The following is a 26431-nucleotide window of genomic DNA, read 5'->3' as shown; positions in this document are numbered from 1 at the left end:
TAGGTTACGGCTTGCGCGCCGGGGCGTCGCCGGCCACGTAATACTCTGCAGTACTGCGTGGCAACGGCGCACGCTGGCGAATGTTGTCGGCAATCTTCTCGGCAATCATGATCGTGGTGGCGTTCAGGTTACCGGTAATGATCAGCGGCATGATGGAGGCATCCACCACCCGCAGCCCTTCCATGCCGTGAACCCGGCCCTGGCCGTCGACCACGGCCATCTCGTCTTCGCCCATTTTGCATGAGCAGGAAGGGTGAAAGGCGGTTTCAGCATGCTCACGCACAAAGGCGTCCAGCTGCTCGTCGGTCTGCACCTCCGGCCCCGGGCTGATTTCGCGACCGCGGTATTCGTCCAGCGCCGGCTGCGCCATGATTTCACGCGTAATTCGGATCGCGTCGCGGAACTCCTGCCAGTCTTGCTCTGTCGCCATATAGTTGAACAGGATGCTCGGATGCTGACGCGGATCTTTCGATTTCACCTGCACCCGGCCACGGCTCGGGGAACGCATCGACCCGACATGAGCCTGGAACCCGTGTTCTTTGAGCGCGTTGCTGCCGTTGTAATTAATCGCCACCGGCAGGAAGTGATATTGGATATTCGGCCAGGCGAACTCCTCGCGGCTCCGGATAAAACCGCCGGCTTCAAACTGGTTACTGGCGCCAATACCGGTGCCGTTGAACAGCCACTCTGCGCCAATCTTCGGCTGGTTGAACCATTGCAGCGCCGGATACAGCGACACCGGTTTTTTACAGGCGTACTGCAGATACATTTCCAGATGATCCTGCAAGTTCTCACCGACGCCCGGCAGATCGTGCACCACCTTGATATCCAGGCTTTTCAGCAACGACGCAGGGCCGACTCCGCTGCGTTGCAGGATCTGCGGCGAGGCAATCGCCCCGGCGCACAACAGCACTTCGCGCCGCGCGCTTGCGCTGGCGATCTGATTGCCGTCGCCCTGCAAGTAATCAACGCCCACCGCACGTTTGCCATCGAAGCGAATACGATCGGTGAGTGCATGGGTGACAATCTTCAGATTAGGGCGTGAACGCGCCTGATCCAGATAACCGCGAGCGGTGCTGGCACGGCGGCCTTTCGGCGTCACGGTACGATCCATCGGGCCGAACCCTTCCTGCTGATAGCCGTTCAGATCTTCGGTACGCGGATAGCCCGCCTGCACGCCGGCTTCCACCATCGCGTGGAACAGTTCGTTGTTGCCGGTTTTCGGGGTAGTGACGCTGACCGGGCCGTCGCCGCCGTGATAATCGTTCGATCCGATGTCGCGGGTTTCCGCCTTGCGGAAATACGGTAGGCAGTCCAGATAGCTCCAGTTTTCCAGCCCCGGCGCTTTTGCCCAGTTGTCGAAATCCATCGCGTTGCCGCGGATGTAGCACATGCCGTTGATCAGCGAAGAACCGCCCAGACCTTTGCCACGGCCGCATTCCATACGGCGATTGTTCATGTGCGGCTCAGGATCGGTTTCGTAGGCCCAGTTGTAGCGGCGCCCCTGCAACGGGAAGGCCAGCGCGGCCGGCATCTGCGTACGGAAATCCATCCGGTAATCCGGGCCGCCGGCTTCCAGCAGCAACACGCTGACATCGGCGTCTTCGGTTAAACGGGTGGCTAATACGTTACCGGCAGAGCCGGCACCGATAATAATATAATCAAATTCCATTAATGATCTCCTCATCCCCTTCGTCTTTCAAGCCGCAGCGTTGTTGGCTGCGTACGTACCCCCCCAGTCACTTACTTAAGTAAGCTCCTGGGGATGCCCGCACTTGCCGCCTAGCTGCAACTTGAAATCCATTGGGTATAAATGTGTAGGGTCAAGAACTTGGGGGCCCCAGCATGCGGAAGCCCCGACAAGCGCAGACGCGAAAGGCGACGGGAATATCAGAACACCGAGGCGTATTCGCCCAGCTCTACCTGCACCGATTTGATCTGGGTGTAGTGCTCCAGCGTGCTCAGGCCATTCTCGCGGCCGACGCCGGATTGCTTATAGCCGCCAACCGGCATTTCTGCCGCCGACTCGCCCCAGGTGTTGATCCAGCAAATGCCGGCTTCAAGCTGGTGAATCACTCGGTGAGCTCGGGTCAGATCGTTAGTCACCAGTCCGGCGGCCAGGCCGAAAGTGGTGTCGTTGGCACGGCGCACCACTTCTTCTTCGCTGTGATAAGTGAGGATGCTCATTACCGGCCCGAAGATTTCTTCACGCACAATTTCCATGTCGTCACGGCAATCGGTAAACACCGTCGGTGCCACATAAGCCCCTTTGGCGTATTCGCCTTCGGTCACGCGCTCACCGCCGCACAGCAAACGTGCGCCGCTGTTCTTGCCGCTCTCGATAAAGCGCAGCACGGACTCCATATGCGCAAAGCTGACCAGCGGCCCAAAGTTGGTTTGCGGATCTGCAGGATCACCCAGACGAATGCGCTTCACGCGTTCGAGAATTTTCGCTTCAAACTGCGCCTGCAACGCCGCCGGGACAAACACGCGCGTACCGTTGGTACACACCTGGCCGGAGCTGTAGAAATTGGCCATCATCGCGATGTCGGCAGCGCGATCCAGATCGGCGTCGTCAAAGATAATCAGCGGCGACTTGCCGCCCAGTTCCATGGTGACTTCTTTCAGCGTGGAACCTGAGGCGTTGGCCATCACTTTCTTGCCGGTTTTTACCCCGCCGGTGAAGGATACCTTGGCGATGCCTGGGTGATCGGTCAGATATTGGCCGACCTCTGCGCCGCTGCCGGTGACCACGTTGAACACACCGTCCGGCACGCCGGCTTCGGTGTAGATCTCGGCCAGTTTCAACGCCGTCAGAGAGGTCACTTCGCTCGGTTTAAAGATCATCGCGTTGCCCGCAGCCAGAGCCGGCGCGGACTTCCACAAGGCAATCTGAATCGGGTAGTTCCAGGCGCCGATACCGGCCACCACACCCAGCGGTTCACGGCGGGTATAAACGAAAGAGGTGTCGCGCAGCGGGATCTGCTGGCCTTCGATAGCCGGGATCAGCCCTGCGTAGTATTCCAGTACGTCGGCGCCGGTGACGATATCGACCGCGGTGGTTTCCGACATCGCCTTGCCGGTATCCAGCGTTTCCAGTGCCGCCAGTTCGTCATTACGCTCGCGCAGAATATCCACCGCACGGCGCAGAATGCGCGAACGCGCCATCGCCGTCATCGCCGCCCACACCTTCTGCCCGCTGGCTGCGCTGGCAACCGCACGGTTGACGTCTTCAGCGCTGGCGGACTGGATCTCGGCAAGCACTTCGCCATTCGCCGGGTTCACTGCGTTGAAGGTTTTCCCCTCGGTACTGTCTACATAGGCACCATGAATATAGAGCTTCTGCAAGCCAAAACGGGACATAGGTTCTCCTTGGATTGTCCTCAGGGTGGCGTTTGCCCCCGGAGTTGAAACGTAATGTAATCGGTAGTGAGCGCGATCGCCTGCACCTGATTAAACGCCGCGCCGCGCAGTGCGCTGCGCAACCACAAACCGTCGATCAACGCCGCCAGCCCTTTGGCCGCCAAACGTGCCTGCGCCTGCGGCAATGCGCGGCTGAACTCGGCGCACAGGTTGGAATACAGACGACGGCCGTTCACCTGTTGCAACCGGTTAAGCTGCGGCTGATGCAGGCTGCTGGCCCAAAAGGCCAACCAGGTTTTCATCGCTGCGCTGTTGATCTGGCTGTCGTCGAAGTTGCCGGCAACGATCGCCTGCAGCCTTGCGGCCGGGCTCTGGTCGTCCAGCGCCCGTAGCCGCAGCTTCACCGCTTCCCCCAAATGGCTGATCAAATAGCGCATCGTGGCTTCCAGCAACCCGTTCTTATCCTTGAAATAGTGGCTGATGATGCCGTTGGAAACACCCGCCCTGCGCGCTATCTGCGCAATGGTGGCGTCATGCATTCCGACTTCGTTTACCGCGGCCAGCGTGGCATCAATCAACTGCTGCCTTCTAATTGGCTGCATTCCTACCTTTGGCATAATTCGACTCTCGCAAAACCGACTTCGGCCTCATCTCAGCGGCGAATTTCATCGACTTTCCGCCTGCTGAACTTGGTCTTCATGCGGACTATTAAACTTTTTTTTGATTGAACGTTCAATAAAAATTGCATATATTTTATTGCTGCCTGGTTACAAAAATGTACTTTTCGGTTGTGGAACTGGCTGATTTTTGTGAGGTATTTAACGAATCTGACCAAAATCAGTGTCTGTAAGCGGTTCCCACCACGAAACGATTTCCCGTTTCGTTAACAGGCTAAACGGCAAGCAGTGCCGCTTTTTATCCGCACTTTCCGGACGACGCCTGCGCGTCGTTCAGAGCAGAAATGTGGGCACGATTTTACTCAGTTGTTAAAAACAGAGGACGACGATGACAACCAGCGAAACCTCCTCAAAACCGCAAAAGGATCGCCTTAATCCTGTGGTTTTCTTTACCTCGGCAGGGCTGATTCTGGCCTTCTCGCTGATGACCATTTTTTTTACCGATTTCTCCGGGCGATGGATCACCCGCACCCTGAATTGGGTTTCAACCACCTTCGGCTGGTATTACCTGCTGGCCGCCACCCTGTACATCGTATTCGTGGTGTTTATCGCCGCCTCGCGCTTCGGTTCGATCAAGCTCGGGCCGGAACAGTCCAAGCCCGAGTTCAGCCTGATGAGCTGGGCGGCGATGCTGTTCGCCGCCGGCATCGGCATCGATTTGATGTTCTTCTCGGTCGCTGAACCCGTAACGCAATATATGATGCCGCCGGAAGGCGATGCCCAAACGCTGGAAGCGGCGCGCCAGGCCATGGTGTGGACACTGTTCCACTACGGACTGACCGGCTGGTCAATGTATGCGCTGATGGGCATTGCCCTCGGTTATTTCAGCTACCGCTATAACCTGCCGCTGACCATCCGTTCGGCGCTGTACCCGATCTTCGGTAAACGCATCAACGGCCCGATCGGCCACAGCGTGGATATCGCGGCGGTGCTGGGCACCATTTTCGGCATCGCCACCACGCTCGGCATTGGCGTGGTGCAGCTCAACTATGGATTGAAGGTGCTGTTCCAGGTACCGGAAAACCTGACGGTTCAAAGCGCACTGATCCTGCTTTCGGTGATTATGGCCACCATTTCGGTAACCTCCGGCGTCAACAAGGGCATTCGTATTTTGTCCGAGCTCAACGTGTTGCTGGCGCTGGGGTTGATCCTGTTCGTGCTGTTCTGCGGCGATACCGAGTTCCTGCTCAATGCGCTGGTGCTCAACGTCGGCGATTACGTCAATCGCTTTATGGGCATGACGCTCAACAGCTTCGCCTTCGATCGTCCGGTGGAATGGATGAACAACTGGACCCTGTTCTTCTGGGCCTGGTGGGTGGCGTGGTCGCCGTTTGTCGGCCTGTTCCTGGCGCGTATTTCGCGCGGGCGTACCATCCGTCAGTTTGTGGTCGGCACGCTGATCATTCCTTTCGTGTTCACCCTGCTGTGGCTGTCGATCTTCGGTAACAGCGCGCTGTACCAGATTATCCACGGCAATGCCGCCTTTGCGCAGGAAGTGATGCAATACCCGGAACGTGGCTTCTACAGCCTGCTGGCGCAATACCCGGGCTTCACCTTCAGCGCCTCGGTGGCCACCATCACCGGCCTGCTGTTCTACGTGACCTCGGCGGATTCAGGTTCACTGGTGCTGGGCAACTTTACCTCGCGCCTGGCCGACATCAATAACGATGCGCCCAACTGGCTGCGGATTTTCTGGTCGGTGGCCATCGGCCTGCTGACCATCGGCATGCTGATGACCGACGGCGTGCCTGCGTTGCAGAAAACGACGGTGATCATGGGCCTGCCGTTCAGCTTCGTGATCTTCTTCGTAATGGCCGGGTTGTATAAATCGCTGCGGGTGGAGGACTATCGCAAGGCCAGCGCGCTGAATACCAACGCCCCCATGCCGATTTCGAGCAATGACGTGCTGAACTGGAAACAGCGCCTGTCGCGGGTGATGAACTACCCTGGCACCCAGTACACGCAAAAAATGCTGGATACCCGTTGCAGACCGGCAATGCAGGAAGTGGCGCGCGAGCTGGAACTGCGCGGCGCCAAAGTGGAATTTACCGAAGTGCCGCCGACGGAAGATGAGCGTTTGAACCACCTGGAACTGCTGGTTCATTTGGGTGAGGAGCAAAACTTTATCTATCAGATTTGGCCACAGCGTTATTCGGTGCCGGGCTTCACCTACCGCGCCCGCTCAGGCAAATCGCACTATTACCGGCTGGAAACCTTCCTGATGGAAGGCACCCAGGGCAATGATCTGATGGATTACAGCAAGGAGCAGGTGATCGGCGATATCCTCGATCAGTACGAGAAGCATCTGAACTTCCTGCACATTCACCGCGAAGCGCCGGGCAATACCCTGACCTTCCCGGATATGTAACCCGGCTCAAGCACGGCAAAAAGGCGCAGCGGGTGTCACTGCGCCTTTTTTATTACTGCCCCATCGCATCCTTTTTCATGGCGTCTTTCTTCATACCGTCTTTCGCCATGTGGTCCTTTTTCATCGCGTCATGCTTCATGGCGTCTTTCTTCATGCAATCCTTGCCCATGCAATCTTTCTTCATGCCGTCTTTAGCCATGCCGTCATGCGACATCTGGCTCATGGCGTCCTTCTTCATCGCATCCTTACTCATACTGTCTGCGGCATTGGCACCAGCCACACCCAACATCAACGCGCTGCACATCATCATTGCGAATAACTTTTTCATGGTATTTCCTTCTTTCATGTCAAAGACACCTGAGGTGTCAGGGGATATTTGCGGCCGCCGTCAGCTGCCGCCAAACCAGTTATAACCTTGGTCTTCCCAGTAACCGCCCGGGAAGCGATTGGTGATTTCAATCACCTGAATGTGTTTTGGATTCTTGTAGCCGAGTTTGGTCGGCATGCGCAGCTTCATCGGATAACCGTATTTGCGCGGCAGAATCTGGCCGTCATAGGTCAGTGCCATAATGGTCTGCGGATGCAGTGCGGTGGCCATATCGATGCTGGTGTAGTAATCGTCGGCGCATTTAAAGCTGACATAGCGCGCGTTCAAATCCGCGCCAATCGCCTTGAGAAAGGTCGCAAAGGGCACGCCTCCCCATTTGCCGATGGCGCTCCAGCCTTCGACGCAGATGTGGCGCGTCACCTGGCTGATTTGCACCATTCGGTGCAACTGCGGCAATGTCCAGGCGCTTTTGTCCAGCACCAGTCCGGTGACGTCCAACCGATAGTCGTCGCCGTTGATGTCCGGCGCGTCTTCTTCGCCGTAAAAGGCGTTGAACGGAAACGGCCGGGTCATCATGGATTCGGGATAGACCGGTGCCAGATGGTCAGCGCTGAACAACCAGCCCTGCACCCGATCGTTAAAACGCGAAATGCGACTCAGTGCCTGCTCGACGTTGGCGTTGCTGCTGAGATCGCAACCGGTGAGCATCGCTATGCCGCCCAGCGTCAGACCGTTGCGCAAAAAACGGCGGCGTGACGAAGACGCCAGCAACCGCTGCGCCTCTTTGATAATCTCCTGCCCTTCACTCACCGTAATAGAGGGCTTATCCGTTTTCATTGCGATCCCCTTAACGTCCGCGCAGCATGGCCAACAAAGTGCGGGGCACCAGCGCCACCATCACCAGATGAATCACGACAAACCCCACAAGCGCCGACATGGCGAAAAAGTGGATGTAACGCGCCGCGTCATAACCGCCAAGCAGCTCGCGCAACAGCGGAAACTGCACCGATTTCCACAGCACCAGCCCGGAGAGCGCCATCAGGATACTGTCGGCCATCACGAACAGATAAGCCGCGCGCTGCACCATGTTGTAGTGGCGCAAATCGGCATGCTGCAGCCGGCCACGCAACGCGGCGCTCAGATCGGTGAAAAACTGTCTGGGGCTGAGCGGCCAAAACTTGCGTTTGAAACGGCCGCTGACCAGGTTGATCAGCAGGTAACACAGCCCGTTAAGCCCAAACAGCCACATGCCGGCAAAGTGCCACTGCAGTGCGCCGCCTAACCAACCGCCGAGCGTCAGCTCATTGACAAAGCTGAAGTTGAACAGCGGCGAAGCGTTATAAATGCGCCAGCCGCTGGTCACCATGATCAGCATCGCCAGCGCATTCAGCCAATGCGTCAACCGCAACCACAGCGGATGCACAAGCGGTGGCTTTTCCGGTGCGCGAGTCATGCTCATGATTTTCTCCTGGCGGCCAAGGTGGCGATGAGCCAAGTATTTCGCGAATTTGTTCCCCAAGACCTCACGCAAAGTTAAATAAAATGTGATAACTCCATGCACGGCGCTTGTGTAGACTTCAGAGAGAAGCGGGTCATCGGTGGCGGAAAAAGATGGAAAAACCAAAGAGAATTTTAATCGTTGAGGATGACGGCGATATCGCCGAACTGCTGCAGTTGCACCTGCGCGATGAGGGTTACAACATCAGCCACGCCGCCGACGGCAATCTGGGCATGGCGATGCTGGAACAGGGCGGCTGGGACGCCCTGATCCTCGATCTGATGCTGCCGGGCGTCGATGGGCTGGAGATCTGTCGCCGGGCACGCAATATGACACGCTACACGCCGATCATCATCACCAGCGCGCGTTCCAGCGAGGTGCACCGCGTGCTGGGGCTGGAGCTTGGCGCTGACGATTACCTGGCCAAGCCCTTCTCGATGCTGGAGTTGGTGGCGCGAGTCAAGGCGCTGTTCCGCCGCCAAGAGGCGATGAGCCGTAACCTGCGCCTGGACGCCGGCACGCTGAGCTTTGACGGCCTGACCATCGATCCCATCGCCCGCGAGGTGCAGTTGAATCAGCAGCCGATCGATCTGACGCCGCGCGAGTTCGACCTGCTGTATTTCTTCGCCCGCCATCCGGGCAAGGTATTCTCACGCTTAAGCCTGCTCAATCAGGTGTGGGGCTATCAGCATGAAGGGTATGAACACACGGTGAATACCCATATCAACCGGCTGCGCATCAAGATAGAAAGCAACCCGGCGGAACCCCAGCGCATCCTCACCGTGTGGGGCATGGGCTATAAATTCGCGGCGTCGCCGCAAGAGTAAAACATGAAAAATCTCACGCTGACACAGCGCCTGACGCTGATCTTCGCCCTGCTGCTGCTGCTCTGCTGCGCCTTCTCCGGCTGGCTGCAGGTGCGCAGCAACACCCAGTTCAGCCAGGCGACCATTCAACGGCTGTCCGGCAACCTGGCGCAGCATATCGCCGCCAGCAACCCGCTGCTGGGCCAGGACGGTTTGAACCCGCAGTCGGTGCATACTCTGTTCGATCAGCTGATGGCGGTGAATCCCAGCGTAGAGGTCTATCTGCTCGACAAAGGGGGCAATATCATCGGCAACGCCGCGCCGGCCGGCCACCTGAAACGGCAAAAGGTCGACTTGTTGCCGTTGCAGGCGCTGCTCGACGGCGCACAAATGCCGGTGTACGGCGACGATCCGCGCAGCGCCGACGGAGAAAAAGTGTTCAGTGTCGCCCCGCTGAAGGTTGACGGCCGGGTCGAAGGTTACCTGTATGTAGTGCTGCTGGGCGAGAACTACAGCGCACTGGCCAGCAACGCCCAGCTCAGCTCGGCGATCCGGCTGGCACTGTGGTCGATGGGGCTGGTGGTGCTGTTCGGCCTGCTGGCCGGCGGTTTCGCCTTCCGCTGGGTCACGCGGCCAATTCGCCAACTCACTCGCCAGGTCAGTGCGCTGGACAACGGCGGCATCGCCGCGGTGCAAGCCTATGCGGCGCAACCGCTTCCCAACGCCGGGCGAGATGAAGTCAGCCAGTTGCACCAGGCGTTTCGCGGCATGGCACAGCGTCTTGCCGAACAGTGGCAGTCGCTCTCTCAGCAGGATCAGCAGCGGCGCGAATTTATCGCCAACATCTCTCACGACCTGCGCACCCCGCTCACCTCGCTGCACGGCTATCTGGAAACGCTGTCGGTAAAATCCGCCACGCTGAGCGAAAACGATCGCCGGCGCTATCTGGAGATCGCGCTGGCGCAGAGCCGCAAGGTGGGCAAGCTGGCGCAAGAGCTGTTCGAGCTGGCGCGGCTGGAGTACGGCGTGGTGAAACCGCAAAAAGAGCCGTTCTCTCTCAGTGAACTGGTGCAGGACGTATTCCAGAAATTCGAGCTGGCGACCGAAGCGCGCCACCAGCGTTTGCACGCTGACATCGCCCCCGGCATTCCGCTGGTGTTCGCCGATCTGAGCATGATCGAGCGGGTGCTGACCAACCTGCTGGACAACGCCATTCGCCATACGCCGCAGGGCGGTGAAATCGGCGTGCGGCTGTGGCAACAGGAAGACAAAGTGCTGGTACAGGTCAACGACAACGGCCCCGGCATTCCGCAGGAGCTACGCGCCGATCTGTTCGTGCGGCCGTCTATCCTGAGTGGGACACGGCGCCACACCGGCGGGCTGGGGTTGATGATCGTCAGGCGTATTCTGCAGTTGCACGGCAGCGATATTCAGTTGGTGGATCAAGCGCAAAGCGGTGCCTGCTTCCGCTTTGCCATACCACCGCGCTAGTCGATGCCGCTGCTACCGAAAAATACCCTCAGCTCCGGCTGACAAATTTGATGACATTAATCCGCCAAATCAACATGGTGCTATCCCGTTTGTTAAACCATGCTTAACCGTCACCCCATACAAAGGAGAAGATTATGATTACCCGTCATCGTTTTGCCGGTTTACTGCTGTCCACCCTGCTGCTGTGCAGCGGCATTGCCGCCGCCGCCCCGGCTCCGGGGAAAGTCATTGCCCCACTGCGTGGCACTATCGATCAAGTCACCGACAGCAGCCTGCAGCTCACCGACCGTAAAGGGGAAAAGGTCAGCGTCAAGCTTAACGATCAAACCAAGGTGTTGAGCGTATCCAAGGGCACGCTGGACGATATCAAGCCCGACAGCTTTATCGGCACCGCCGCCGTACCGCAAGCGGATGGCACCCTGAAAGCGCTGGAAGTGCACGTGTTCGCCGCCAGCCTGCGCGGCACCGGCGAGGGCCACTCGGCCTGGGAGTCCGCCGACGGCAAGGTGGATACCATGACCAACGGCACCGTCGGCAAGCTGGTGAAATCCAATGGCCGCACTCTGACCGTGACCTACGGTAACCAGCAAAAAACCGTCACCGTGCCGGAAGACGTGCCAATCGTCACCCTGGATCCCGGCGACCGCAGCCTGTTGAAACAGGGCGCGCACATTGTGCTGTTCTCCGCCACTGACGAGAAAGGCGAACGCGTCGCCACTCGCATATCCGCCGGCAAAGACGGTACCGTTCCGCCAATGTGATTCAGGAAAAACGATGAAAACCAACGCGCCGCGGCCGGTGCATCGCTGGCCGGTCCGGATCACCCATTGGGTTAACCTGTTCGCTATGGTTTGCATGTTCATGAGCGGCTGGGAAATCTACAACGCCTCACCGCTGTTCGGCTTCAGTTTTCCGCCACAGATGACGCTCGGCGGCTGGCTGGGCGGCGCGATTGGCTGGCATCTGGCGGTAATGTGGCTGCTGGCCTTTAACGCGTTGTGCTACCTGTTGTGGAGCCTGTTCAGCGGCCATTTCCGGCGCGATCTGCTGCCGCTCAGCGTCAAGGTGCTGCGGCACGAAATCGGGCAGGCGCTAACGCTGCGGCTGAAACATCAACATGGCCGCTATAACGCCATTCAGAAACTGATGTACCTGGGCGTACTGGCGCTGGGGCTGATGCTGGTGCTCTCCGGACTGGCCATCTGGAAACCCGTGCAGTTACCAGGCCTGGTGAGTCTGTTCGGCGGGTTTGACAGCGCGCGCTACGTGCACTTTTTCGCCATGTCCGCCATTGGGTTATTCGTAGTGATTCACCTGCTCATGGTGATTATCGTGCCGCGCACGCTATGGGCAATGATTACGGGCGGCAAACATGAATGATAAACAACAGCGCCCTTCGACACCGGCGTTGGAACCGGACCAGAAGAAACAGCTGGTCAATCTGCAACGTCGCCTGATGCTGCGTTCCGGCCTGACGCTGGGCGGCATCGCCATGCTGACCGGCTGCAACATGCAGGACGGCGATCAGGTGGATAAAGTGCTGTGGGCCATGTCGCGCTGGAACGATCGGGTGCAGGCCTGGCTGTTCAGCGGCCAGCGGCTGGCGCAAACCTATCGGCCGGATCAGATTACCCATCCCTTCCCGTTCAACGCGTTTTACCCCGAGTACAACGTCCCGGAGGTGGATCTCGCCGGCTATCAGCTGGAAATTTCCGGCAAGGTGCAGAAAACCGCCCCCTGGACGCTGGAGCAGCTGCAACGCCTGCCGCAGCAGAGCCAGATAACCCGATTGATCTGCATCGAGGGCTGGAGCGCCATCGGGCAATGGGGCGGCGTACCGCTGCGCAGTTTCCTGCAGCATGTCGGGGCGGATATGAATGCCCGCTACGTCGGTTTTAAATGCGCGGATCGTTATTACTCCAGCATCGATATGGCCACCGCACTGCACCCGCAGACCCTCCTGGCGCTGGATTTCGGCGGCAAGGCGCTGCCGGCGGACTATGGCTATCCGCTGCGGCTGCGGGTGCCCACCAAGCTGGGCTTCAAGAACGCCAAGCATATCGTCGCCATTTTTGTCAGCGATACCAATCCCGGCGGCTACTGGGAAGATCAGGGCTACAACTGGTTTAGCGGGATCTAGTTCTCTGCGCAGAACAGGAAAAGAGCGTTACCCCCATCAGGGGTTTTTTCTATTTAAACCTCATTTTCTGATATCCGCCTGTAAAATCATTTCTGCACCCCGATGCTGCCCCTGTACCATGAAGAAATTGCCGGATTACGGAGCTGGAACATGCCTAAATTTGCTGCCAATTTATCGATGATGTTTAACGAGCTGCCGTTTCTGGAGCGGTTCGAGGCCGCCGCCGCCGCTGGGTTCAAGGCGGTGGAGTTTCTGTTTCCCTATGAATATCCAGCCGAACTGCTGGCGGAACAGCTGCGGCATCATGATCTGCAACAGGTGCTGTTCAATACCCCTCCGGGCAATGTTGTAGCCGGTGAATGGGGTTTGGCCGCCGTCCCCGGCCGCGAACAGGATGCGCGCGCCGATATCGAATGCGCGTTGGCCTACGCCATCGCCCTGAATTGCCCCTGCGTGCACGTGATGGCCGGTTTGGTCCCGCCGGGAGCCGACTGGCAGCGCTATCGCGAGACCTTTATCGGCAATATCCGCTATGCCGCCGAGACCTTCGCCGCACACGGCATCAAGGTTTTGATCGAAGCCCTCAGCCCACAGGTGAAACCCCACTATCTGTTCTCCAGCCAACACCAGGCCGCGCAGTTGGTCGAGGCTATCGATCGTCCGAACGTTTTCATTCAGTTTGATTTTTTCCATGCTCAGTTGGTAGATGGCAATATCAGCGGCCTGATGACCTCACTGGCCGGGCGCTACGCCCATATTCAGATCGCATCAGTGCCAGATCGCCATGAACCGGACGACGGCGAACTTAATTATCCGTGGCTGTTCGCACAGTTGGACAACATGGGTTATCAGGGTTGGATCGGCTGCGAATACAAACCTCGCGGCGAAACCGGTGCCGGGCTTGGCTGGATAAAGCCTTACCTCGAATAGCTGGCGATATCACTTCTCTGGCATACTCCAACACCGCCTTTGACTCTGTGCAGGAAAAATAATGCCGCTTATCACCACCGCGCCGCCGTTGCTGACCGAACGTTTACGCCTGGATGCGCATACACTTGACGACTTTGAATCGCTGGCCGCCATGTGGGCCGATCCCGACGTTGTCCGCTATATCGGCGGTACCCCGAGGGATCGTGAAGATTCCTGGGGCCGACTGATGCGATACGTTGGCCACTGGACGTTATTAGGGTACGGCTACTGGGCGGTACGCGATAAAATCAGCGGCGCTTACCTCGGCGGCATCGGTTTTTCCGATTTCCAGCGCGCTATTATCCCGGCACTCGACGCCCCCGAGATGGGCTGGACGCTGATAACGGCGGCGCAGGGCAAAGGGTATGCCACCGAAGCGTTGCAGGCAGCGCTGGCCTGGGGGAAGGAATATTTACCCGGCGATAAGGTGGTGTGTATTATCTCGCCGGAGAATCAGCCTTCGCTGGCATTGGCGAAAAAAGTCGGCTTTAGCGAAAGCCACCGCAGCGAATACCACCAGAATCCGATTGTAGTGATGCACTGCCCCTTATGAACGCAGGCTTTAAGGCGCCTGCACCGTCGCCAGCGCAACCTGAATAAAATTATCCCGCAACGCGTCGGGCTGCTGCGGATTCCAGGCAATTCCGACCTGCCATTCGGTCGCGTCACCGCTTAATGGCAAGATATCGATGCCCGTAGGCACAATATGGGTGACGCTGTGCGGCAACAGAGCCACGCCAATGCCTGCGGCGACCAGCGCCAGCAGCGTCTGGATGTCGCCGGCCTGCTGCACGACATTCGGCGTCAATTGATGCGCGGCAATAAAGCGCAGCGATTGATCGCTCAGACCGCGCCCGCGTTTGGGCGTCAGTTGCAACAGCGGCAAGGTGTTAAATCGCGCCATCAGGGTTTCCGCCCGCAGCGCCAGCGCCGATGGCGCCGCCAACACCAGCCGATCGCTCAGCAACGCCGTGGCCCGCAGCGGCGCACTGACCGGCAACCGCACAAATCCCACCTGCAATTCTCCCTGCAATAACAACTGATATTGCCGCTCCGAAGGCAGATCCTCCAATCCCACGGCTACCGCTGGAAAACGTTGGCGGAAGGCGGCGACCAACTGCGGCGCCAAATGGAAACTGGACAGGCCAAACCCGAGTGCCAGCCGCCCCGCAGCCCCTTGCACCACCCGCAGAGCGTGCTGCTGAAACTGCAAATGCCGGTCAACCAACGTCTGGGCTTCGGGATACAACCGCTGCCCGCTGGCGGTAAGCTGAGCGCCCTGACGGCCACGGTTAAACAGCCGGGTCCCCAGCAGTGTTTCCAGCGCCTGTATCTGTTTGCTCAACGCCGGTTGAGTGATGCACAGCCGCTCCGCGGCCAGACGATAATTGCCCTGCTCGGCCAGCACCACGAAGGCGCGCAGTTGTTTTATATCCATTCCGCCAGGTTATCGATATAGGAATTTAATTGATTATACAGTAATCAATACGCCTGCTGTAATCAACGCCAGATAACAGCCAAAGGTAACCTTATGACAACCTCTCTGCGCGCCGCGACGGTGCAATTTCAGCATCGCGCCAATGATAAAAACTACAACCTGTCGGTAATGGAGGGCTTTATCGCCCGCGCTGCCGCCGAACAGATCCAGGTATTAACCTTTCCGGAGATGTGCATTACCGGCTATTGGCACGTGCGGCACCTCAGTGCCGGCGAGATTGGCGCCCTGGCGGAACCGATCGCCGGCAGCCCTTCTCTGGCGCGCATTCGTCCACTGGCGGAACGCTATAACATGGCAATCGGTGTCGGGCTGATTGAGCTGGGCGAGGATGGCAACTATTACAACGCCTACGCCGTATGCCTGCCCGACGGCAATCTTCACGTTCACCGTAAACTGCACGCCTTCGAACATGAGGCGATAGCCAGTGGCGACAGCTTTACCGTGTTCGATACTCCCTGGGGAGTGCGGATGGGCGTTCTGATTTGCTGGGACAATAATCTGGTGGAAAACGTGCGCGCGACCGCACTGCTGGGAGCGGACGTGCTGTTGGCACCGCACCAGACCGGTGGCACCCACTCGCGCAGCCCGCACGGCATGAAACCAATCCCGCTGGCGCTGTGGCAGCAGCGTGCGGAAAATCCGCAGGCGATAGAGGCGGCATTCCGCGGCGAGCACGGGCGCGGCTGGCTGATGCGCTGGCTACCGGCACGTGCCCATGACAATGGCCTGTTTATTCTGTTCAGCAACGGCGTGGGGCGCGATGACGACGAAGTGCGTACCGGCAACGCGATGATCCTCGATCCCTATGGGCGTATCCTGGCGGAGACCTGGGCGGCAGAAGATCAAATGGTGATCGCCGACCTCGATCTGTCGCTGATCCCGCTCAGCACCGGCCGTCGCTGGATCCACGGTCGTCGGCCGGCGTTATATGGCATTCTCACGGAACCTCAGGGTTACGAACGTGATGCTCGCAGCGCCCGCTTCTCATCGCAGCCAGCGCAAAAACTGGGTAAATAACGCTGAATTTCAGGCAAAAAAAATCCGCCCGAAGGCGGATTTTTATCCGGTACGGCCAACTGCACCGCACGCTCACGCCCGTAGGCATGGAGAAATCTTAGAAACGGTAGCCTACGCCAACCATCCAGGTGCCAACGTCAACACTGCGGATGCGGCTCTGCTCGTAACCTACGTCCAGAGCAACTTCCTGGATTGGGTTGAACTGCAGACCAGCGCCGTAAGTGAAGCCGTAGTCGCTGCTGCCGTTACGATCGGTGCCGTTCTGTGCATTATCAATGTTTTTGCCGTAGCCAACACCGATCACACCGTAGATGCTTGCCCAGTCATTGAAGCGGTAAGCTGGACCGGCAGTGATAGAGTTGTACTGCGCTTTGTTGTAGTAACCGCCCTGAGAGCCGTCCTTTTCCAGATGGGTAAAGGAACCGATCACGCCCAGTGGGTTGTTGTCGAACTCGTAACGGTACTTCAGGTTGAAACCGTCGGCTTTGTTAGCAACGCCTTGGAAATCACCCTGCGCATAGCCAGCGGATACGGTGCTCTGACCAGCGAATGCGGTACCTGCGGTTACTGCTAATACACAGGCTGCTACTGCGGAAAGACATGCAATTTTTTTCATAACCACCTCAAACGCGTTATATTTTTAAGTAAATCCATTTGTTCATGCATTGAAAATATAGCAAAAATTAGCGTGAAACTCTGCCTTAAAATGAGTGTCTAACGCTTTATATCGTGTAACATAAGATTTCAAGAACAGTGTATCTACTTCTTTTCGCTCTATTTTCGAGCCGCATTCTACTCGTTTGTGTGACAAGAATCACCTATTTAATATCCAGACAATTCCGAAATAAATGCGTACTTTTTAACCACACGCGCTTGTTTTGCGTCAGAAGGCGGTAGCTTTTACCGTTTCGTACGCTTTTCGCAGACACATTTACCCCATTTCATTTACACTGCCCTCATCCAAATTTCGACTGTCTTCCCAAGGCTGTGGAAGGCGAACAAAAGGCTCATAAGGATGTCTGCGTCTACACCCGCTAAAGCGCCTTCCGCGCTGCTGCCCATCTGTTTGTTAATCATCGCCATGGTATCGATCCAGGGCGGTGCCTCGCTGGCCAAAAGCTTGTTTCCGCTGGTCGGCGCGGAAGGAATCACCACGCTGCGTCTGAGCATCGGCACGCTGATTCTGTTTATTATCTTCCGTCCGTGGCGCATGCGTTTCGCCGCCGGCAGCCGCCTGCCGCTGCTGGTCTACGGCCTGGCGTTGGGCGCCATGAATTACCTGTTCTACCTTTCGCTGCGTACCCTGCCGCTCGGCATCGCCGTGGCGCTGGAGTTCACCGGCCCGCTGGCGGTCGCCATGTTTTCCTCACGCCGTGCGATAGACTTTTTATGGGTAACGCTGGCACTGGTCGGATTGTGGTTCCTGTTGCCACTGGGCCATGACATGGGCAGTATCGATCCGTTTGGTGCAGCCTGTGCGCTGGGCGCGGGTGCCTGCTGGGCGGTCTATATTATTTTTGGCCAGAAGGCAGGCGGCGATCACGGGCCGGGAACGGTGGCAGTCGGTTCACTGATAGCCGCTTTGGTGTTCTGCCCGATTGGCGCCTGGCAAGCCGGCAGCGTATTGCTTAATGTCGATATTCTGCCCACCGCGTTGGCGGTAGCGATCCTGTCGACCGCGCTCCCTTATTCACTGGAGATCATCGCGCTGCCCAAAATCCCGGCGCGTACCTTCGGCACTCTGATGAGCCTGGAACCGGCAATGGCGGCGCTTTCGGGCATGCTGTTCCTTAATGAGCACCTGACCCTGGTGCAATGGCTGGCTCTGGCAGCGATCATCGCGGCATCGATGGGCTCGACTCTGACCATCAAATCCAAACCGCAAATCGAAAAACTGTCTTGATAATCTGATACGCCCGCATGGCTAAAGCGGAATGCTGGCGGGTTAACTGTTTTCGTACCGACAAACGGGCATACTTTTCCCGAAACAACCAACGCTTTTATGGAACCCAACCCGGCAGGGTTGATCACATGGAGAACCAAAGTGATTTATAACACTCTCTTTAACCCACGCTACGGCCGTGGAATGTCGTCAGTACTGATTAAGGCCCTTACTGCTCTGCGTCAATACGATCTGCCCGAGCTGGCGCTGGGGCGGCATGAAATCGACGGCGAGAAGCTCTTTATGGAGGTAATGACGCTGACAACCGGGCCGGCGCAGGCCAATCGCGCCGAACTGCATCAGGAATATGCCGCTATTCATCTGTTAATCAGCGGCGAGGAACGCATTGATTACGGGTTGCCGGGCGATTGGCAAAGCGAACACCCCTACGACGAAACGCGGGATCTGCAACTGTTGGATATCATCCGCCATCGCCAGACGCTGCAGATGTTTCCCGGCATGTACGCCATCTTCTTGCCCTATGAACCGCATCAACCCGGATGCCAGTTGAATGCCCCAACGGTTATCAAGAAAGCCGTGGTGAGGGTGCATTACAGCCTGCTGCTGTCGCCGATTATCCCTGAGGTAAAGAACGGATAAACGTCAGGGTCTGCCCGGGTGAACGCAGCCGAATAAAGCGGATATGTCCATACCGGGCGTTATTCATATCATCAAGGTAGCTGGCCCGGTTTTTACGGTAGGTTTTGAGGGTCCACAGAATTATCGAATCGCGGCTGAAAAAAGAGCGGCGAAAGCTCTCGCGGTTGCCGGTACCGGGCCACAATTCAGTTCGGGCCCAGGCTCGCGTAGCTGCACGACGCACAGCCTGAAACAGCGTGCGGAAGAACCCGTAGTCCACCCATACGACCCAATCTACCTCACGCCACTTGATCGACTTGGTTCGTGTATAATTGCCGTCCAGCACCCAGCCGCTGTCCGCATCGCCCAACACCTGCGCGAGACGGGCCAAAAACTCATCATCCGGCGTGCCTTGCCAGTCCTGCCGCCAAAACAACTTATCCAGCTCAATATAAGGCACAGCAAATTTTCCCGCCAACTGGCGCGCCACCGTACTTTTACCACTGCCGCTGGTTCCAACCACGTTAATTTTCATAGGTTCGCAGGCGATAAAAATGAGGAGTAGATATTCTATACGTTCCATTATCAGGCTATCAACCTGAATTAACAGCCAATTAACACAACGACACGGTAATCGCCCCCTTAAAATATATCCTGCTGGACAATTAAATTATTATGAGAAGTGTCTCCGCGTTTTTATTATTATCTGCAATCGTTAACCCCCCTGAACATTAAACAATAAAACCATTAAAATTCATACAATTAATAGAAAAAACCAAATTTATTTCGCTGCATTTTTTAATTAAAAATTCCCATTCGTTATTGCCTATTTATCCAATAGCCATTTTCACGCTGCAAGAATGAATATGGCTGCTATAATTATCCCCGTGACAAAAATAGGACAACGACCCACAAAGAGGATATCTGATATGAGTACCGCTAAACTGGTGAAAACGAAATCTTCTGATCTGCTTTACACACGAAATGACATGGACGAAAAAACGAAGCTGGCCGCGATCAAAGCCCTGAACCATCAGGTAGTGCAGTTTATTGACCTGTCGTTGATCACCAAACAGGCGCACTGGAACATGCGTGGCGCCAACTTTATTGCCGTTCATGAAATGCTGGACGGGTTCCGCACCGCGATCACCGATCATCAGGATACTTTTGCCGAGCGCGTCGTGCAGCTGGGCGGCGTGGCGCTGGGTACCGTGCAGGTGGTGAACGATAAAACGCCGCTGAAAAGCTATCCAACCAACATCCACAGCGTGCAGGAACATCTGAAAGCGCTGGCGGATCGTTATGGCGCAGTGGCGAACGATATTCGCCAGGCCATCTCCGAAGTGGAAGATGAAGATACTGCCGATATGTTCACTGCGGCATCACGCGATCTGGACAAATTCCTGTGGTTTATCGAATCCAATATTGAATAAACCCAGGTAAGGGCTATCCCCCACCCCGCATCGCGGGGTTTAAACAGGCTGCGGGCTTTATCCCGGCCTGTTTTTCTTTTTACGCCGCTTGAATTGCTCAAAAAAACGCCCATAGTAGATTTAATCAGACAGCGATTGGCCGCGTTACGTACAGAGGAATACGGCGAAGACACCGAAGTGAGGTCACCATGGCAAACGGATGGGCGGCGGATGGCGCCGTGCAGGATCAGATCGACTCCACCGTTGATGACGCTGTACAGCGTGCACGGCAAGCGCTGGGTCAAGGTGAAAGCGAGCATTATTGTCAGGAGTGCGGAGAAGAAATTCCGCTGGCGCGCCGGCAAGCGTTAAAAGGCGTGCGTTATTGTTTGGCCTGCCAAACCGAACTGGACAAAAAACAGACCGACAGCGGCTTATATAACCGACGCGGGAGCAAAGACAGCCAGTTGCGTTAAGAACGTTACTGGTTAAGGGCGCCGGGTTCTGCGACCATTTCCCGTACTTATCGAACATTCCTGCACCATATGCAACAACGATGCATCATAAAAGTTAGAGTTAGTTATCAATATTGAAGCGAAACTGTTAACTATCGGTTGTTTCCCCCCCATTATTTGGTTAATGATAGGCCAATGCACCAACACGAGACCCAAAGCACCATTTTGGGGCCTCAATTTGGTGCACAACAATAATAATACGCCTTCAAAGCACAACATTGCATCACAACTCTTTGTTTTTATAGTAGTTGCAAACATGGCACGATTTTTTCATGGTACCAACTGCAATATAAAAAATGGGTAATCCGCAACCTGTACAGGAAATTCCTCACATGAAGTCAATTTTCAAAGTCTCCCTGGCCGCACTTTCGCTGGCTTTTGCCGTAAGCTCCCACGCAGCAGACAAACTGGTCGTCGCAACCGATACCGCATTCGTTCCCTTTGAATTCAAGCAAGGCGACAAATACGTTGGCTTCGATATCGACCTGTGGGCCGCTATCGCTAAAGAGCTGAAACTGGATTACACCCTGAAACCTATGGATTTCAGCGGCATCATCCCGGCGTTGCAAACTAAAAACATCGATTTGGCGCTGGCGGGTATCACCATCACCGAAGAACGTAAAAAAGCCATCGAGTTTTCCGACGGTTACTACAAAAGCGGTCTGTTGGTGATGGTGAATGCCAACGACGATAGCGTAAAAAGCGTGAAGGATCTGGACGGTAAAGTGGTGGCGGTGAAGAGCGGCACCGGCTCGGTGGATTACGCCAAGCAGAACATCAAAACCAAAGATCTGCGTCAGTTCCCGAACATCGATAACGCCTATATGGAACTGGGCACCAAGCGCGCTGACGCGGTACTGCACGACACGCCAAATATCCTGTACTTCATTAAAACCGCAGGCGCAGGCAAGTTCAAAACCGTCGGTGAATCACTGGAAGCCCAGCAATACGGCATCGCCTTCCCGAAAGGCAGTGACGAGCTGCGCGTGAAGGTGAACGGCGCGCTGAAAACGCTGCGCGACAACGGCACCTACAACGAAATCTACAAAAAATGGTTCGGTACTGAGCCTAAATAACGGGTGAAGTCAGCCACTGTTTAACTTGAGCACGGGGGTTGTGCCTTAGCCCCTGCGCTTTGTTGTATCTGATTCCCAGCGTTGGGATCATCGGGAGAAAACACCATGCAGTTCGACTGGAGCGCCATCTGGCCCGCCATCCCCATTCTGTTAGAAGGTGCCAAAATGACCCTGTGGATTTCGGTCCTCGGTCTGATTGGCGGCCTGATCATCGGCCTTGTCGCCGGCTTTGCCCGTACCTACGGCGGTTGGCTTGCCAACCACGCCGCTCTGGTGTTCATTGAAGTGATCCGCGGTACGCCGATCGTGGTGCAGGTGATGTTTATCTACTTCGCCCTGCCGATGGCGTTCAGCGATTTGCGCATAGATCCGTTTAGCGCGGCGGTGGTCACCATCATGATCAACTCCGGCGCCTACATTGCGGAAATTACTCGTGGTGCGGTGTTGTCGATCCACAACGGATTCCGCGAGGCGGGCCTGGCGTTGGGTCTGTCGCGCCGTGAAACCATCCGCTACGTCATTATGCCGCTGGCGCTGCGCCGCATGCTGCCGCCGCTGGGTAACCAGTGGATCATCAGCATTAAAGACACCTCGCTGTTCATCGTGATCGGCGTGGCGGAACTGACCCGTCAGGGCCAGGAAATTATTGCCGGTAACTTCCGTGCGCTGGAAATCTGGAGCGCCGTAGCAGTTATCTATCTGATCATCACCCTGGTGCTGAGCTTCGTTCTGCGTCGTCTGGAAAGAAGGATGAAAATCCTGTGATTGAATTTAAAAACGTCTCCAAGCATTTTGGCCAAACCCAAGTGCTGCACAATATCGACCTGAAAATTAACCAGGGTGAAGTGGTGGTGATTATCGGGCCTTCCGGCTCCGGCAAGTCCACGCTGCTGCGTTGCATCAACAAACTGGAAGAGATCACCAGCGGCGATCTGTTCGTCGATGGTCTGAAAGCCAACGATCCCAAGGTCGACGATCGCCTGATCCGTCAGGAAGCCGGCATGGTGTTCCAACAGTTTTACCTGTTCCCGCACCTGACGGCGCTGGAAAACGTCGCCTTTGGCCCGATCCGCGTACGCGGTCTGAAAAAGTCGGAAGCGGAAAAGCTGGCGCGTGAGCTATTGGCCAAAGTGGGCCTGGCGGAACGTGCGCATCACTACCCTTCCGAACTGTCCGGCGGCCAGCAGCAGCGTGTGGCTATCGCCCGTGCGCTGGCGGTAAAACCGAAAATGATGCTGTTCGATGAGCCCACCTCGGCGCTTGACCCGGAACTTCGTCACGAAGTGCTGAAGGTTATGCAAGATCTGGCTGAAGAAGGCATGACCATGGTGATCGTGACCCACGAAGTCGGCTTTGCCGAAAAAGTGGCGTCGCGTCTGATCTTCATCGATAAGGGCCGTATAGCCGAAGACGGCAACCCGCACGATCTGATCAACTCGCCGCCAAGCCCGCGTCTGCAAGAGTTCCTGCAACACGTCTCCTGATTATCCTGCTCAGCGGCGGGCGCGTTCTGCGCCCGCCGTTTTTTAACAGGCGATACCGCTTTCTTGTGCCGCATAACCTGCACCGTCGTGATAAATACCACAACCCAAAACTCAGGCAACCAACAGATCTTCCGTTGCCACTGCACCGGTTAGCTCCACCTGTTGCGGCACATAGCGCAGTTCGCTCAGCAGCGTTTGGTGATCCTGCCCCAATAACAGAATCACGCTGTCAGCGGCATCCAGCCGATGATCGTCATTGTTGTCGATAATAATGTAGCTGCTGTTTTTATCGGCCAGTACGCTGCCCACCCCTACCTTAGCGCTGAGAGCATCAATGCTGCCCAAATCCAACAACGCCGCCAGCAGCTGGCTTGCGCTCCCGGTCTGATCGGCCGTCAACGCGCCTATCCGGGTTTCGATATCTTCACCATTGCTGGTGCCGTAATCCGCCAATGCGCTCCCACCTGCATCATTGGATAAACGTAACCCGGACATAACGTCAGTAAAGCTGTCTCGTTCCAGCGAAAAATCCCTGAGCGTCACGCCAGAAGCCGCCGTGCTTGATTGCAGGGTTAGGTTATTTTGCCCCGCTCCGGCAACGATGGTGGTATCTCCCATGATGCTGAAATGGTCATTACCGCCCCCGCCCTTCACCAGCAGTTGCTCGCCCAACAGGCCAAGCTCTCCCAATAACGGTTCCAATTTCGCCTGGCTCCCGCCGCTCAGCGGCAACAAATCCAGCATTTGAATCAAGGTACCGTTGCCGCTGCCGCCATGGGCTGAATTCAGGGTGAATGCATTGCCGGCAAACGCCGAAGCATCAATCAGGCCTACATTGGCGTATCCCTCCCCGAGCGTCAGGTCAAAACTCGCCTTGCCGGACAGCACAATGTCATGCACCTGTTCATTGCTGCCGGTCAACGTCAGGGCGTTACGGCCCCAAGCCGCCGCGGTGATGGCGAGCAGCTCCAGCGGGTTTTCACTGCCGTGGGATCCCAGCGCCAACGACCCGGCGTCCCCACGGCCGGAAAACAGCAGATCGAACCTATGGGTGGCATTTTCCACAAAGTCGATCTCAAGCCGGCTATTAGCCTGATCGCCCACGCTGCTGATTTCAAGCCGGGCAGCATCCGCATTGGCGTTGATCACTTTTACATTATCCGCCCGAGCGGAAAGCAACAGTCCGCCGCTACCCAGATCGTCCGCAGCCCGATCCTGAATAACATACCCCCCTCGGGTTCCCTCGACTGTCGCATGGCCGCTTAGCACGCCGTAGTCAAAAACATGGGCATTGGTCGCCAATTTCTCTGTCTTGATCCCACTCCAACTGACCTTATTCAGCGTAGCTTCAGCCTGGCCGATATAACCGGCCAGATCGAGCTGTTCAAAATGGCTAAAATTGGCGGCGTTGCTGGTGACCGTACTGACACGCACGCCCCAAAGATCCAGCGTGGAAGTGAGTTTGACGATCAGATTAGCGGACAGGATATCCAGACCGGCTCCGCCGTCCGCCCCCAACAGTGCACCAACATGATTGGCGCCACCGGTGGAATTTCCGGCCCACAGCAGGCTGTCGTTGCCCTCACTCAGATTAAAATGCCCTGTTGCAGCCGCGACGTCGGCCAATGCCGTTAACTGTACCCGATCGCCACCGTAAGTGCCGTCGAGGGTAACGTTAGCGTTATTGACCGTCACCTCCACGCCATATCTGACGTTCGGGTTGTTGTGCAGTTGAATGGCCGCTGCGCTGTCCCCGTCGATAATCAAATAGGAAAGTTGGGCGGCATAGCTCAGATCTACAGTGACATCCGCATCCGCATTAAGGAAAACCCGGAACAGCACGGCGGTTTCCGCGTTGCTCAGCGAATGCCCGGTGTGGGTGTTTACCGTCCCGTAAGCGTTTCCGCCCTCTTCGCTGGTACTGAGCGAAGCCGTGGTTTTATAGGCCAGACTCTGCCCTATATCGCGTGCAAACGCCCATTGTTCGCTCTGCGTTATGCCGCCGTTCGCAGAGGCAGTCACCAAATCGTCAACCACCGCCTGGGTTATCAGTCCCTTGTCGTCGCCGAATGCCCGATAGTGCGCCAGTTGTTGCTCATCCGCCGCCCTACCGTGAACGGCGTGGTACACATGCTGAATAAAGGCATCGCCCTGCAAAGAGCCAACCTGCCCCTGAAACTCAGGGGTTGCCAGCAGGGCGGTGACTAACTCAGGGTAATTGAGGGTGCCAGAGGCCAGAATTTTGCTCCAGGTATCCAACGAGGTGGCGTCAATACTCCGTTCAGGAATGGCACGAAATAGCGCGGCTACCTGTTCCAAATACACCGTCGCGGGCAGCTCTCCCGGCTGATACTCATAGCCGGCATCATTAAAATGCTGCTGCGCAGTTTGGTCCTCCGGTGCCACTACGCCGCGCAGTTGCTCAATCATGACAACCAACAGATCGCCACGCGTCGCCCCTTCAGCCAGACGATGCTGATAATCTGCCAGTTCTGCCGCCGTTGGCGAGCGTTCAAAACCCTGATCGAACAGCCGCAGAATAAAATCGCTGTCAGACAGGTTATTGATCGGCAGAGTCTCTATTTTGTCCTGCGCCAACCCGGCCAGATCTGCACCCTCGTTAAGCTGGCGCCCATACTGATTGAGTTCATCGGCCAGCCACGGCGCCTTTAGCAGATAGAACATGGCCAGGGCATCCCCCGCGCCGCCAGCAGCATCTGCGGCAACCGAGGGAAATAGCCCCTCGGCAACTCGCTGATCCAGGGCATCGCGCTGCGCTAAAATCACGGGGTCAGTGCCTAGATAATAGAGAACGTCTACCGACATAGCGGCAGCAGCACTATAGAAATGACCGGTTCCGATATACGAGTTAATATAATCAGGATCGGGTTGCGTATGATGCGCAGCAACATACATCGCTGAAAGAGCATCGAAATCACTAAGCCCCGAGATCCAGCCAGCATCCGGCTGCTCAAGCATAATACGTGCAATTTCGGCTGGGGGGTAACCAGAGAGTTCAAACTGCTTATAGTAGTAATCTATTTCCGAAGTGGAAGCCGGATGTCTATATATACTGAGAATCAAGGCTCCCATTTCTCGCTGCTGAGATAAAAAAACCATAATAACTCCTGCTAATGTATCGAGTCATGGATGCGGCACATCGGTGCCGTAAACCTCTCCCCTGTTCAAGAAAAGAGACGATGCACACTGCTGGAATGGTTATTATTGGTGTCCCTACAGTTAAGGAACTTTAATGGAATATGTCAAG

26 protein-coding genes are annotated in these 26431 nt (G+C 56.5%); 16 read left to right on the top strand and 10 right to left on the bottom strand.

Features of this window, described 5'->3' with window-relative positions; genetic code table 11:
- Nucleotides 1-4 precede the first annotated feature (4 nt).
- From betA to betI, 3 genes are all read right to left on the bottom strand, one after another.
- Nucleotides 5-1672 carry a choline dehydrogenase gene (betA, locus tag SERAS12_RS07520; RefSeq protein WP_013812138.1) on the bottom strand — a complete coding sequence of 556 codons (1668 nt, stop codon included), beginning with the start codon at nucleotides 1670-1672 and terminating at the stop codon, nucleotides 5-7.
- A gap of 218 nt (nucleotides 1673-1890) precedes the next feature.
- Entirely contained in the window at nucleotides 1891-3363 is a 1473-nt protein-coding gene (betB, locus tag SERAS12_RS07515) for a betaine-aldehyde dehydrogenase (protein ID WP_013812137.1), read from the bottom strand.
- A 20-nt stretch (nucleotides 3364-3383) separates the two neighbouring features.
- Nucleotides 3384-3980 (bottom strand): transcriptional regulator BetI, encoded by a 597-nt coding sequence (betI, locus tag SERAS12_RS07510; protein ID WP_041416003.1) that lies wholly within the window; start codon nucleotides 3978-3980, stop codon nucleotides 3384-3386.
- A 388-nt stretch (nucleotides 3981-4368) separates the two neighbouring features.
- Here betI and SERAS12_RS07505 point away from each other — a divergent pair, with 388 nt between their 5' ends.
- The gene (locus tag SERAS12_RS07505) at nucleotides 4369-6408 is read left to right on the top strand and encodes a choline transporter (RefSeq protein ID WP_004942272.1); all 2040 of its coding nucleotides are present in this window, start codon (nucleotides 4369-4371) and stop codon (nucleotides 6406-6408) included.
- A 52-nt stretch (nucleotides 6409-6460) separates the two neighbouring features.
- On the opposite strand, the gene SERAS12_RS07500 is transcribed toward SERAS12_RS07505, so the two are convergent.
- From SERAS12_RS07500 to SERAS12_RS07490, 3 genes are read right to left on the bottom strand one after another with little or no spacing between them, the layout of a single operon-like run.
- Nucleotides 6461-6736: a pentapeptide MXKDX repeat protein gene (locus tag SERAS12_RS07500; RefSeq protein WP_004942270.1), complete on the bottom strand. Its 276-nt coding sequence runs from the start codon at nucleotides 6734-6736 to the stop codon at nucleotides 6461-6463.
- 60 nt (nucleotides 6737-6796) lie between these two features.
- Nucleotides 6797-7573: a molybdopterin-dependent oxidoreductase gene (locus SERAS12_RS07495; RefSeq protein WP_013812135.1), complete on the bottom strand. Its 777-nt coding sequence runs from the start codon at nucleotides 7571-7573 to the stop codon at nucleotides 6797-6799.
- A 10-nt stretch (nucleotides 7574-7583) separates the two neighbouring features.
- Entirely contained in the window at nucleotides 7584-8195 is a 612-nt protein-coding gene (locus SERAS12_RS07490) for a cytochrome b/b6 domain-containing protein (protein WP_013812134.1), read from the bottom strand.
- 152 nt (nucleotides 8196-8347) lie between these two features.
- Here SERAS12_RS07490 and SERAS12_RS07485 point away from each other — a divergent pair, with 152 nt between their 5' ends.
- The 7 genes from SERAS12_RS07485 (at nucleotide 8348) to SERAS12_RS07455 (ending at nucleotide 14193) form a co-directional block, all read left to right on the top strand.
- Nucleotides 8348-9061, top strand: coding sequence for a response regulator transcription factor (locus SERAS12_RS07485; RefSeq protein ID WP_013812133.1), 714 nt, complete (start codon nucleotides 8348-8350; stop codon nucleotides 9059-9061).
- A 3-nt stretch (nucleotides 9062-9064) separates the two neighbouring features.
- A complete protein-coding gene (locus SERAS12_RS07480; RefSeq protein ID WP_013812132.1) occupies nucleotides 9065-10531 on the top strand; it encodes a HAMP domain-containing sensor histidine kinase in 1467 nt (488 codons plus the stop codon).
- A 134-nt stretch (nucleotides 10532-10665) separates the two neighbouring features.
- Entirely contained in the window at nucleotides 10666-11292 is a 627-nt protein-coding gene (locus SERAS12_RS07475; protein ID WP_013812131.1) for a hypothetical protein, read from the top strand.
- A gap of 13 nt (nucleotides 11293-11305) precedes the next feature.
- Nucleotides 11306-11911 carry a cytochrome b/b6 domain-containing protein gene (locus tag SERAS12_RS07470; RefSeq protein WP_013812130.1) on the top strand — a complete coding sequence of 202 codons (606 nt, stop codon included), beginning with the start codon at nucleotides 11306-11308 and terminating at the stop codon, nucleotides 11909-11911.
- The gene (locus SERAS12_RS07465) at nucleotides 11904-12671 is read left to right on the top strand and encodes a molybdopterin-dependent oxidoreductase (protein ID WP_013812129.1); all 768 of its coding nucleotides are present in this window, start codon (nucleotides 11904-11906) and stop codon (nucleotides 12669-12671) included. The genes SERAS12_RS07470 and SERAS12_RS07465 overlap by 8 nt, the downstream gene beginning before the upstream one ends.
- 150 nt (nucleotides 12672-12821) lie before the next feature.
- Entirely contained in the window at nucleotides 12822-13601 is a 780-nt protein-coding gene (locus tag SERAS12_RS07460; protein ID WP_013812128.1) for an HPr family phosphocarrier protein, read from the top strand.
- 61 nt (nucleotides 13602-13662) lie between these two features.
- The gene (locus SERAS12_RS07455; RefSeq protein WP_013812127.1) at nucleotides 13663-14193 is read left to right on the top strand and encodes a GNAT family N-acetyltransferase; all 531 of its coding nucleotides are present in this window, start codon (nucleotides 13663-13665) and stop codon (nucleotides 14191-14193) included.
- Nucleotides 14194-14202: 9 nt separating this feature from the next.
- On the opposite strand, the gene SERAS12_RS07450 is transcribed toward SERAS12_RS07455, so the two are convergent.
- The gene (locus SERAS12_RS07450; RefSeq protein ID WP_006324343.1) at nucleotides 14203-15078 is read right to left on the bottom strand and encodes a LysR family transcriptional regulator; all 876 of its coding nucleotides are present in this window, start codon (nucleotides 15076-15078) and stop codon (nucleotides 14203-14205) included.
- 93 nt (nucleotides 15079-15171) lie between these two features.
- On the opposite strand from SERAS12_RS07450, the gene SERAS12_RS07445 reads away from it, so the two are divergent.
- Nucleotides 15172-16155: a nitrilase family protein gene (locus tag SERAS12_RS07445; protein WP_013812126.1), complete on the top strand. Its 984-nt coding sequence runs from the start codon at nucleotides 15172-15174 to the stop codon at nucleotides 16153-16155.
- A 97-nt stretch (nucleotides 16156-16252) separates the two neighbouring features.
- Here SERAS12_RS07445 and ompX read toward each other — a convergent pair whose 3' ends face one another.
- Nucleotides 16253-16771, bottom strand: coding sequence for an outer membrane protein OmpX (ompX, locus tag SERAS12_RS07440; RefSeq protein WP_013812125.1), 519 nt, complete (start codon nucleotides 16769-16771; stop codon nucleotides 16253-16255).
- Nucleotides 16772-17170: 399 nt separating this feature from the next.
- On the opposite strand from ompX, the gene rhtA reads away from it, so the two are divergent.
- Both rhtA and nanQ read left to right on the top strand, forming a co-directional pair.
- Nucleotides 17171-18058 (top strand): threonine/homoserine exporter RhtA, encoded by an 888-nt coding sequence (gene rhtA / locus SERAS12_RS07435; RefSeq protein WP_013812124.1) that lies wholly within the window; start codon nucleotides 17171-17173, stop codon nucleotides 18056-18058.
- Nucleotides 18059-18199: 141 nt separating this feature from the next.
- Nucleotides 18200-18697, top strand: coding sequence for an N-acetylneuraminate anomerase (nanQ, locus tag SERAS12_RS07430; protein ID WP_013812123.1), 498 nt, complete (start codon nucleotides 18200-18202; stop codon nucleotides 18695-18697).
- Here the strand turns inward: nanQ and SERAS12_RS07425 are convergent.
- Nucleotides 18672-19211, bottom strand: coding sequence for an adenylate kinase (locus SERAS12_RS07425; RefSeq protein ID WP_041416001.1), 540 nt, complete (start codon nucleotides 19209-19211; stop codon nucleotides 18672-18674). The genes nanQ and SERAS12_RS07425 overlap by 26 nt on opposite strands.
- A gap of 394 nt (nucleotides 19212-19605) precedes the next feature.
- Between SERAS12_RS07425 and dps the strand changes: the two genes are divergently transcribed.
- The 5 genes from dps to glnQ all read left to right on the top strand — a co-directional run bounded on the left by dps (nucleotide 19606) and on the right by glnQ (nucleotide 23163).
- Nucleotides 19606-20109 (top strand): DNA starvation/stationary phase protection protein Dps, encoded by a 504-nt coding sequence (gene dps, locus SERAS12_RS07420; RefSeq protein ID WP_013812121.1) that lies wholly within the window; start codon nucleotides 19606-19608, stop codon nucleotides 20107-20109.
- A gap of 188 nt (nucleotides 20110-20297) precedes the next feature.
- The gene (locus SERAS12_RS07415; RefSeq protein ID WP_013812120.1) at nucleotides 20298-20564 is read left to right on the top strand and encodes a DksA/TraR family C4-type zinc finger protein; all 267 of its coding nucleotides are present in this window, start codon (nucleotides 20298-20300) and stop codon (nucleotides 20562-20564) included.
- Nucleotides 20565-20935: 371 nt separating this feature from the next.
- A complete protein-coding gene (glnH, locus tag SERAS12_RS07410; protein ID WP_006324335.1) occupies nucleotides 20936-21679 on the top strand; it encodes a glutamine ABC transporter substrate-binding protein GlnH in 744 nt (247 codons plus the stop codon).
- A gap of 105 nt (nucleotides 21680-21784) precedes the next feature.
- Complete coding sequence (gene glnP / locus SERAS12_RS07405) at nucleotides 21785-22444, top strand: glutamine ABC transporter permease GlnP (RefSeq protein WP_004942232.1); 660 nt, start codon at nucleotides 21785-21787, stop codon at nucleotides 22442-22444.
- Entirely contained in the window at nucleotides 22441-23163 is a 723-nt protein-coding gene (gene glnQ, locus SERAS12_RS07400) for a glutamine ABC transporter ATP-binding protein GlnQ (protein ID WP_006322077.1), read from the top strand. Before glnP ends, glnQ begins: the two co-directional genes overlap by 4 nt.
- A 111-nt stretch (nucleotides 23164-23274) precedes the next feature.
- On the opposite strand, the gene SERAS12_RS07395 is transcribed toward glnQ, so the two are convergent.
- A complete protein-coding gene (locus SERAS12_RS07395; RefSeq protein ID WP_013812118.1) occupies nucleotides 23275-26283 on the bottom strand; it encodes a DUF4214 domain-containing protein in 3009 nt (1002 codons plus the stop codon).
- Nucleotides 26284-26431 lie beyond the last annotated feature (148 nt).

Origin of the sequence: Serratia sp. AS12, assembly GCF_000214195.1 — a bacterium.
GTDB lineage: Bacteria > Pseudomonadota > Gammaproteobacteria > Enterobacterales > Enterobacteriaceae > Serratia > Serratia plymuthica.
The sequence above is the reverse complement of the archived record's forward strand: the minus strand, read 5'-3'. Positions and strand labels throughout refer to the sequence as shown.

What these genes read in the sequence shown, in the direction of transcription:
- SERAS12_RS07500 (WP_004942270.1), bottom strand. Translation starts at nt 6,736, where the DNA reads ATGAAAAAGTTATTCGCAATGATGATGTGCAGCGCGTTGATGTTGGGT.
- SERAS12_RS07415 (WP_013812120.1), top strand. Translation starts at nt 20,298, where the DNA reads ATGGCAAACGGATGGGCGGCGGATGGCGCCGTGCAGGATCAGATCGAC.
- SERAS12_RS07450 (WP_006324343.1), bottom strand. Translation starts at nt 15,078, where the DNA reads ATGGATATAAAACAACTGCGCGCCTTCGTGGTGCTGGCCGAGCAGGGC.
- glnH (WP_006324335.1), top strand. Translation starts at nt 20,936, where the DNA reads ATGAAGTCAATTTTCAAAGTCTCCCTGGCCGCACTTTCGCTGGCTTTT.
- SERAS12_RS07480 (WP_013812132.1), top strand. Translation starts at nt 9,065, where the DNA reads ATGAAAAATCTCACGCTGACACAGCGCCTGACGCTGATCTTCGCCCTG.
- rhtA (WP_013812124.1), top strand. Translation starts at nt 17,171, where the DNA reads ATGTCTGCGTCTACACCCGCTAAAGCGCCTTCCGCGCTGCTGCCCATC.
- SERAS12_RS07495 (WP_013812135.1), bottom strand. Translation starts at nt 7,573, where the DNA reads ATGAAAACGGATAAGCCCTCTATTACGGTGAGTGAAGGGCAGGAGATT.
- SERAS12_RS07395 (WP_013812118.1), bottom strand. Translation starts at nt 26,283, where the DNA reads ATGGTTTTTTTATCTCAGCAGCGAGAAATGGGAGCCTTGATTCTCAGT.
- betB (WP_013812137.1), bottom strand. Translation starts at nt 3,363, where the DNA reads ATGTCCCGTTTTGGCTTGCAGAAGCTCTATATTCATGGTGCCTATGTA.
- SERAS12_RS07455 (WP_013812127.1), top strand. Translation starts at nt 13,663, where the DNA reads ATGCCGCTTATCACCACCGCGCCGCCGTTGCTGACCGAACGTTTACGC.
- SERAS12_RS07505 (WP_004942272.1), top strand. Translation starts at nt 4,369, where the DNA reads ATGACAACCAGCGAAACCTCCTCAAAACCGCAAAAGGATCGCCTTAAT.
- glnP (WP_004942232.1), top strand. Translation starts at nt 21,785, where the DNA reads ATGCAGTTCGACTGGAGCGCCATCTGGCCCGCCATCCCCATTCTGTTA.
- SERAS12_RS07465 (WP_013812129.1), top strand. Translation starts at nt 11,904, where the DNA reads ATGAATGATAAACAACAGCGCCCTTCGACACCGGCGTTGGAACCGGAC.
- betI (WP_041416003.1), bottom strand. Translation starts at nt 3,980, where the DNA reads ATGCCAAAGGTAGGAATGCAGCCAATTAGAAGGCAGCAGTTGATTGAT.
- SERAS12_RS07475 (WP_013812131.1), top strand. Translation starts at nt 10,666, where the DNA reads ATGATTACCCGTCATCGTTTTGCCGGTTTACTGCTGTCCACCCTGCTG.
- SERAS12_RS07485 (WP_013812133.1), top strand. Translation starts at nt 8,348, where the DNA reads ATGGAAAAACCAAAGAGAATTTTAATCGTTGAGGATGACGGCGATATC.
- SERAS12_RS07490 (WP_013812134.1), bottom strand. Translation starts at nt 8,195, where the DNA reads ATGAGCATGACTCGCGCACCGGAAAAGCCACCGCTTGTGCATCCGCTG.
- SERAS12_RS07470 (WP_013812130.1), top strand. Translation starts at nt 11,306, where the DNA reads ATGAAAACCAACGCGCCGCGGCCGGTGCATCGCTGGCCGGTCCGGATC.
- betA (WP_013812138.1), bottom strand. Translation starts at nt 1,672, where the DNA reads ATGGAATTTGATTATATTATTATCGGTGCCGGCTCTGCCGGTAACGTA.
- dps (WP_013812121.1), top strand. Translation starts at nt 19,606, where the DNA reads ATGAGTACCGCTAAACTGGTGAAAACGAAATCTTCTGATCTGCTTTAC.
- ompX (WP_013812125.1), bottom strand. Translation starts at nt 16,771, where the DNA reads ATGAAAAAAATTGCATGTCTTTCCGCAGTAGCAGCCTGTGTATTAGCA.
- SERAS12_RS07425 (WP_041416001.1), bottom strand. Translation starts at nt 19,211, where the DNA reads ATGAAAATTAACGTGGTTGGAACCAGCGGCAGTGGTAAAAGTACGGTG.
- SERAS12_RS07460 (WP_013812128.1), top strand. Translation starts at nt 12,822, where the DNA reads ATGCCTAAATTTGCTGCCAATTTATCGATGATGTTTAACGAGCTGCCG.
- SERAS12_RS07445 (WP_013812126.1), top strand. Translation starts at nt 15,172, where the DNA reads ATGACAACCTCTCTGCGCGCCGCGACGGTGCAATTTCAGCATCGCGCC.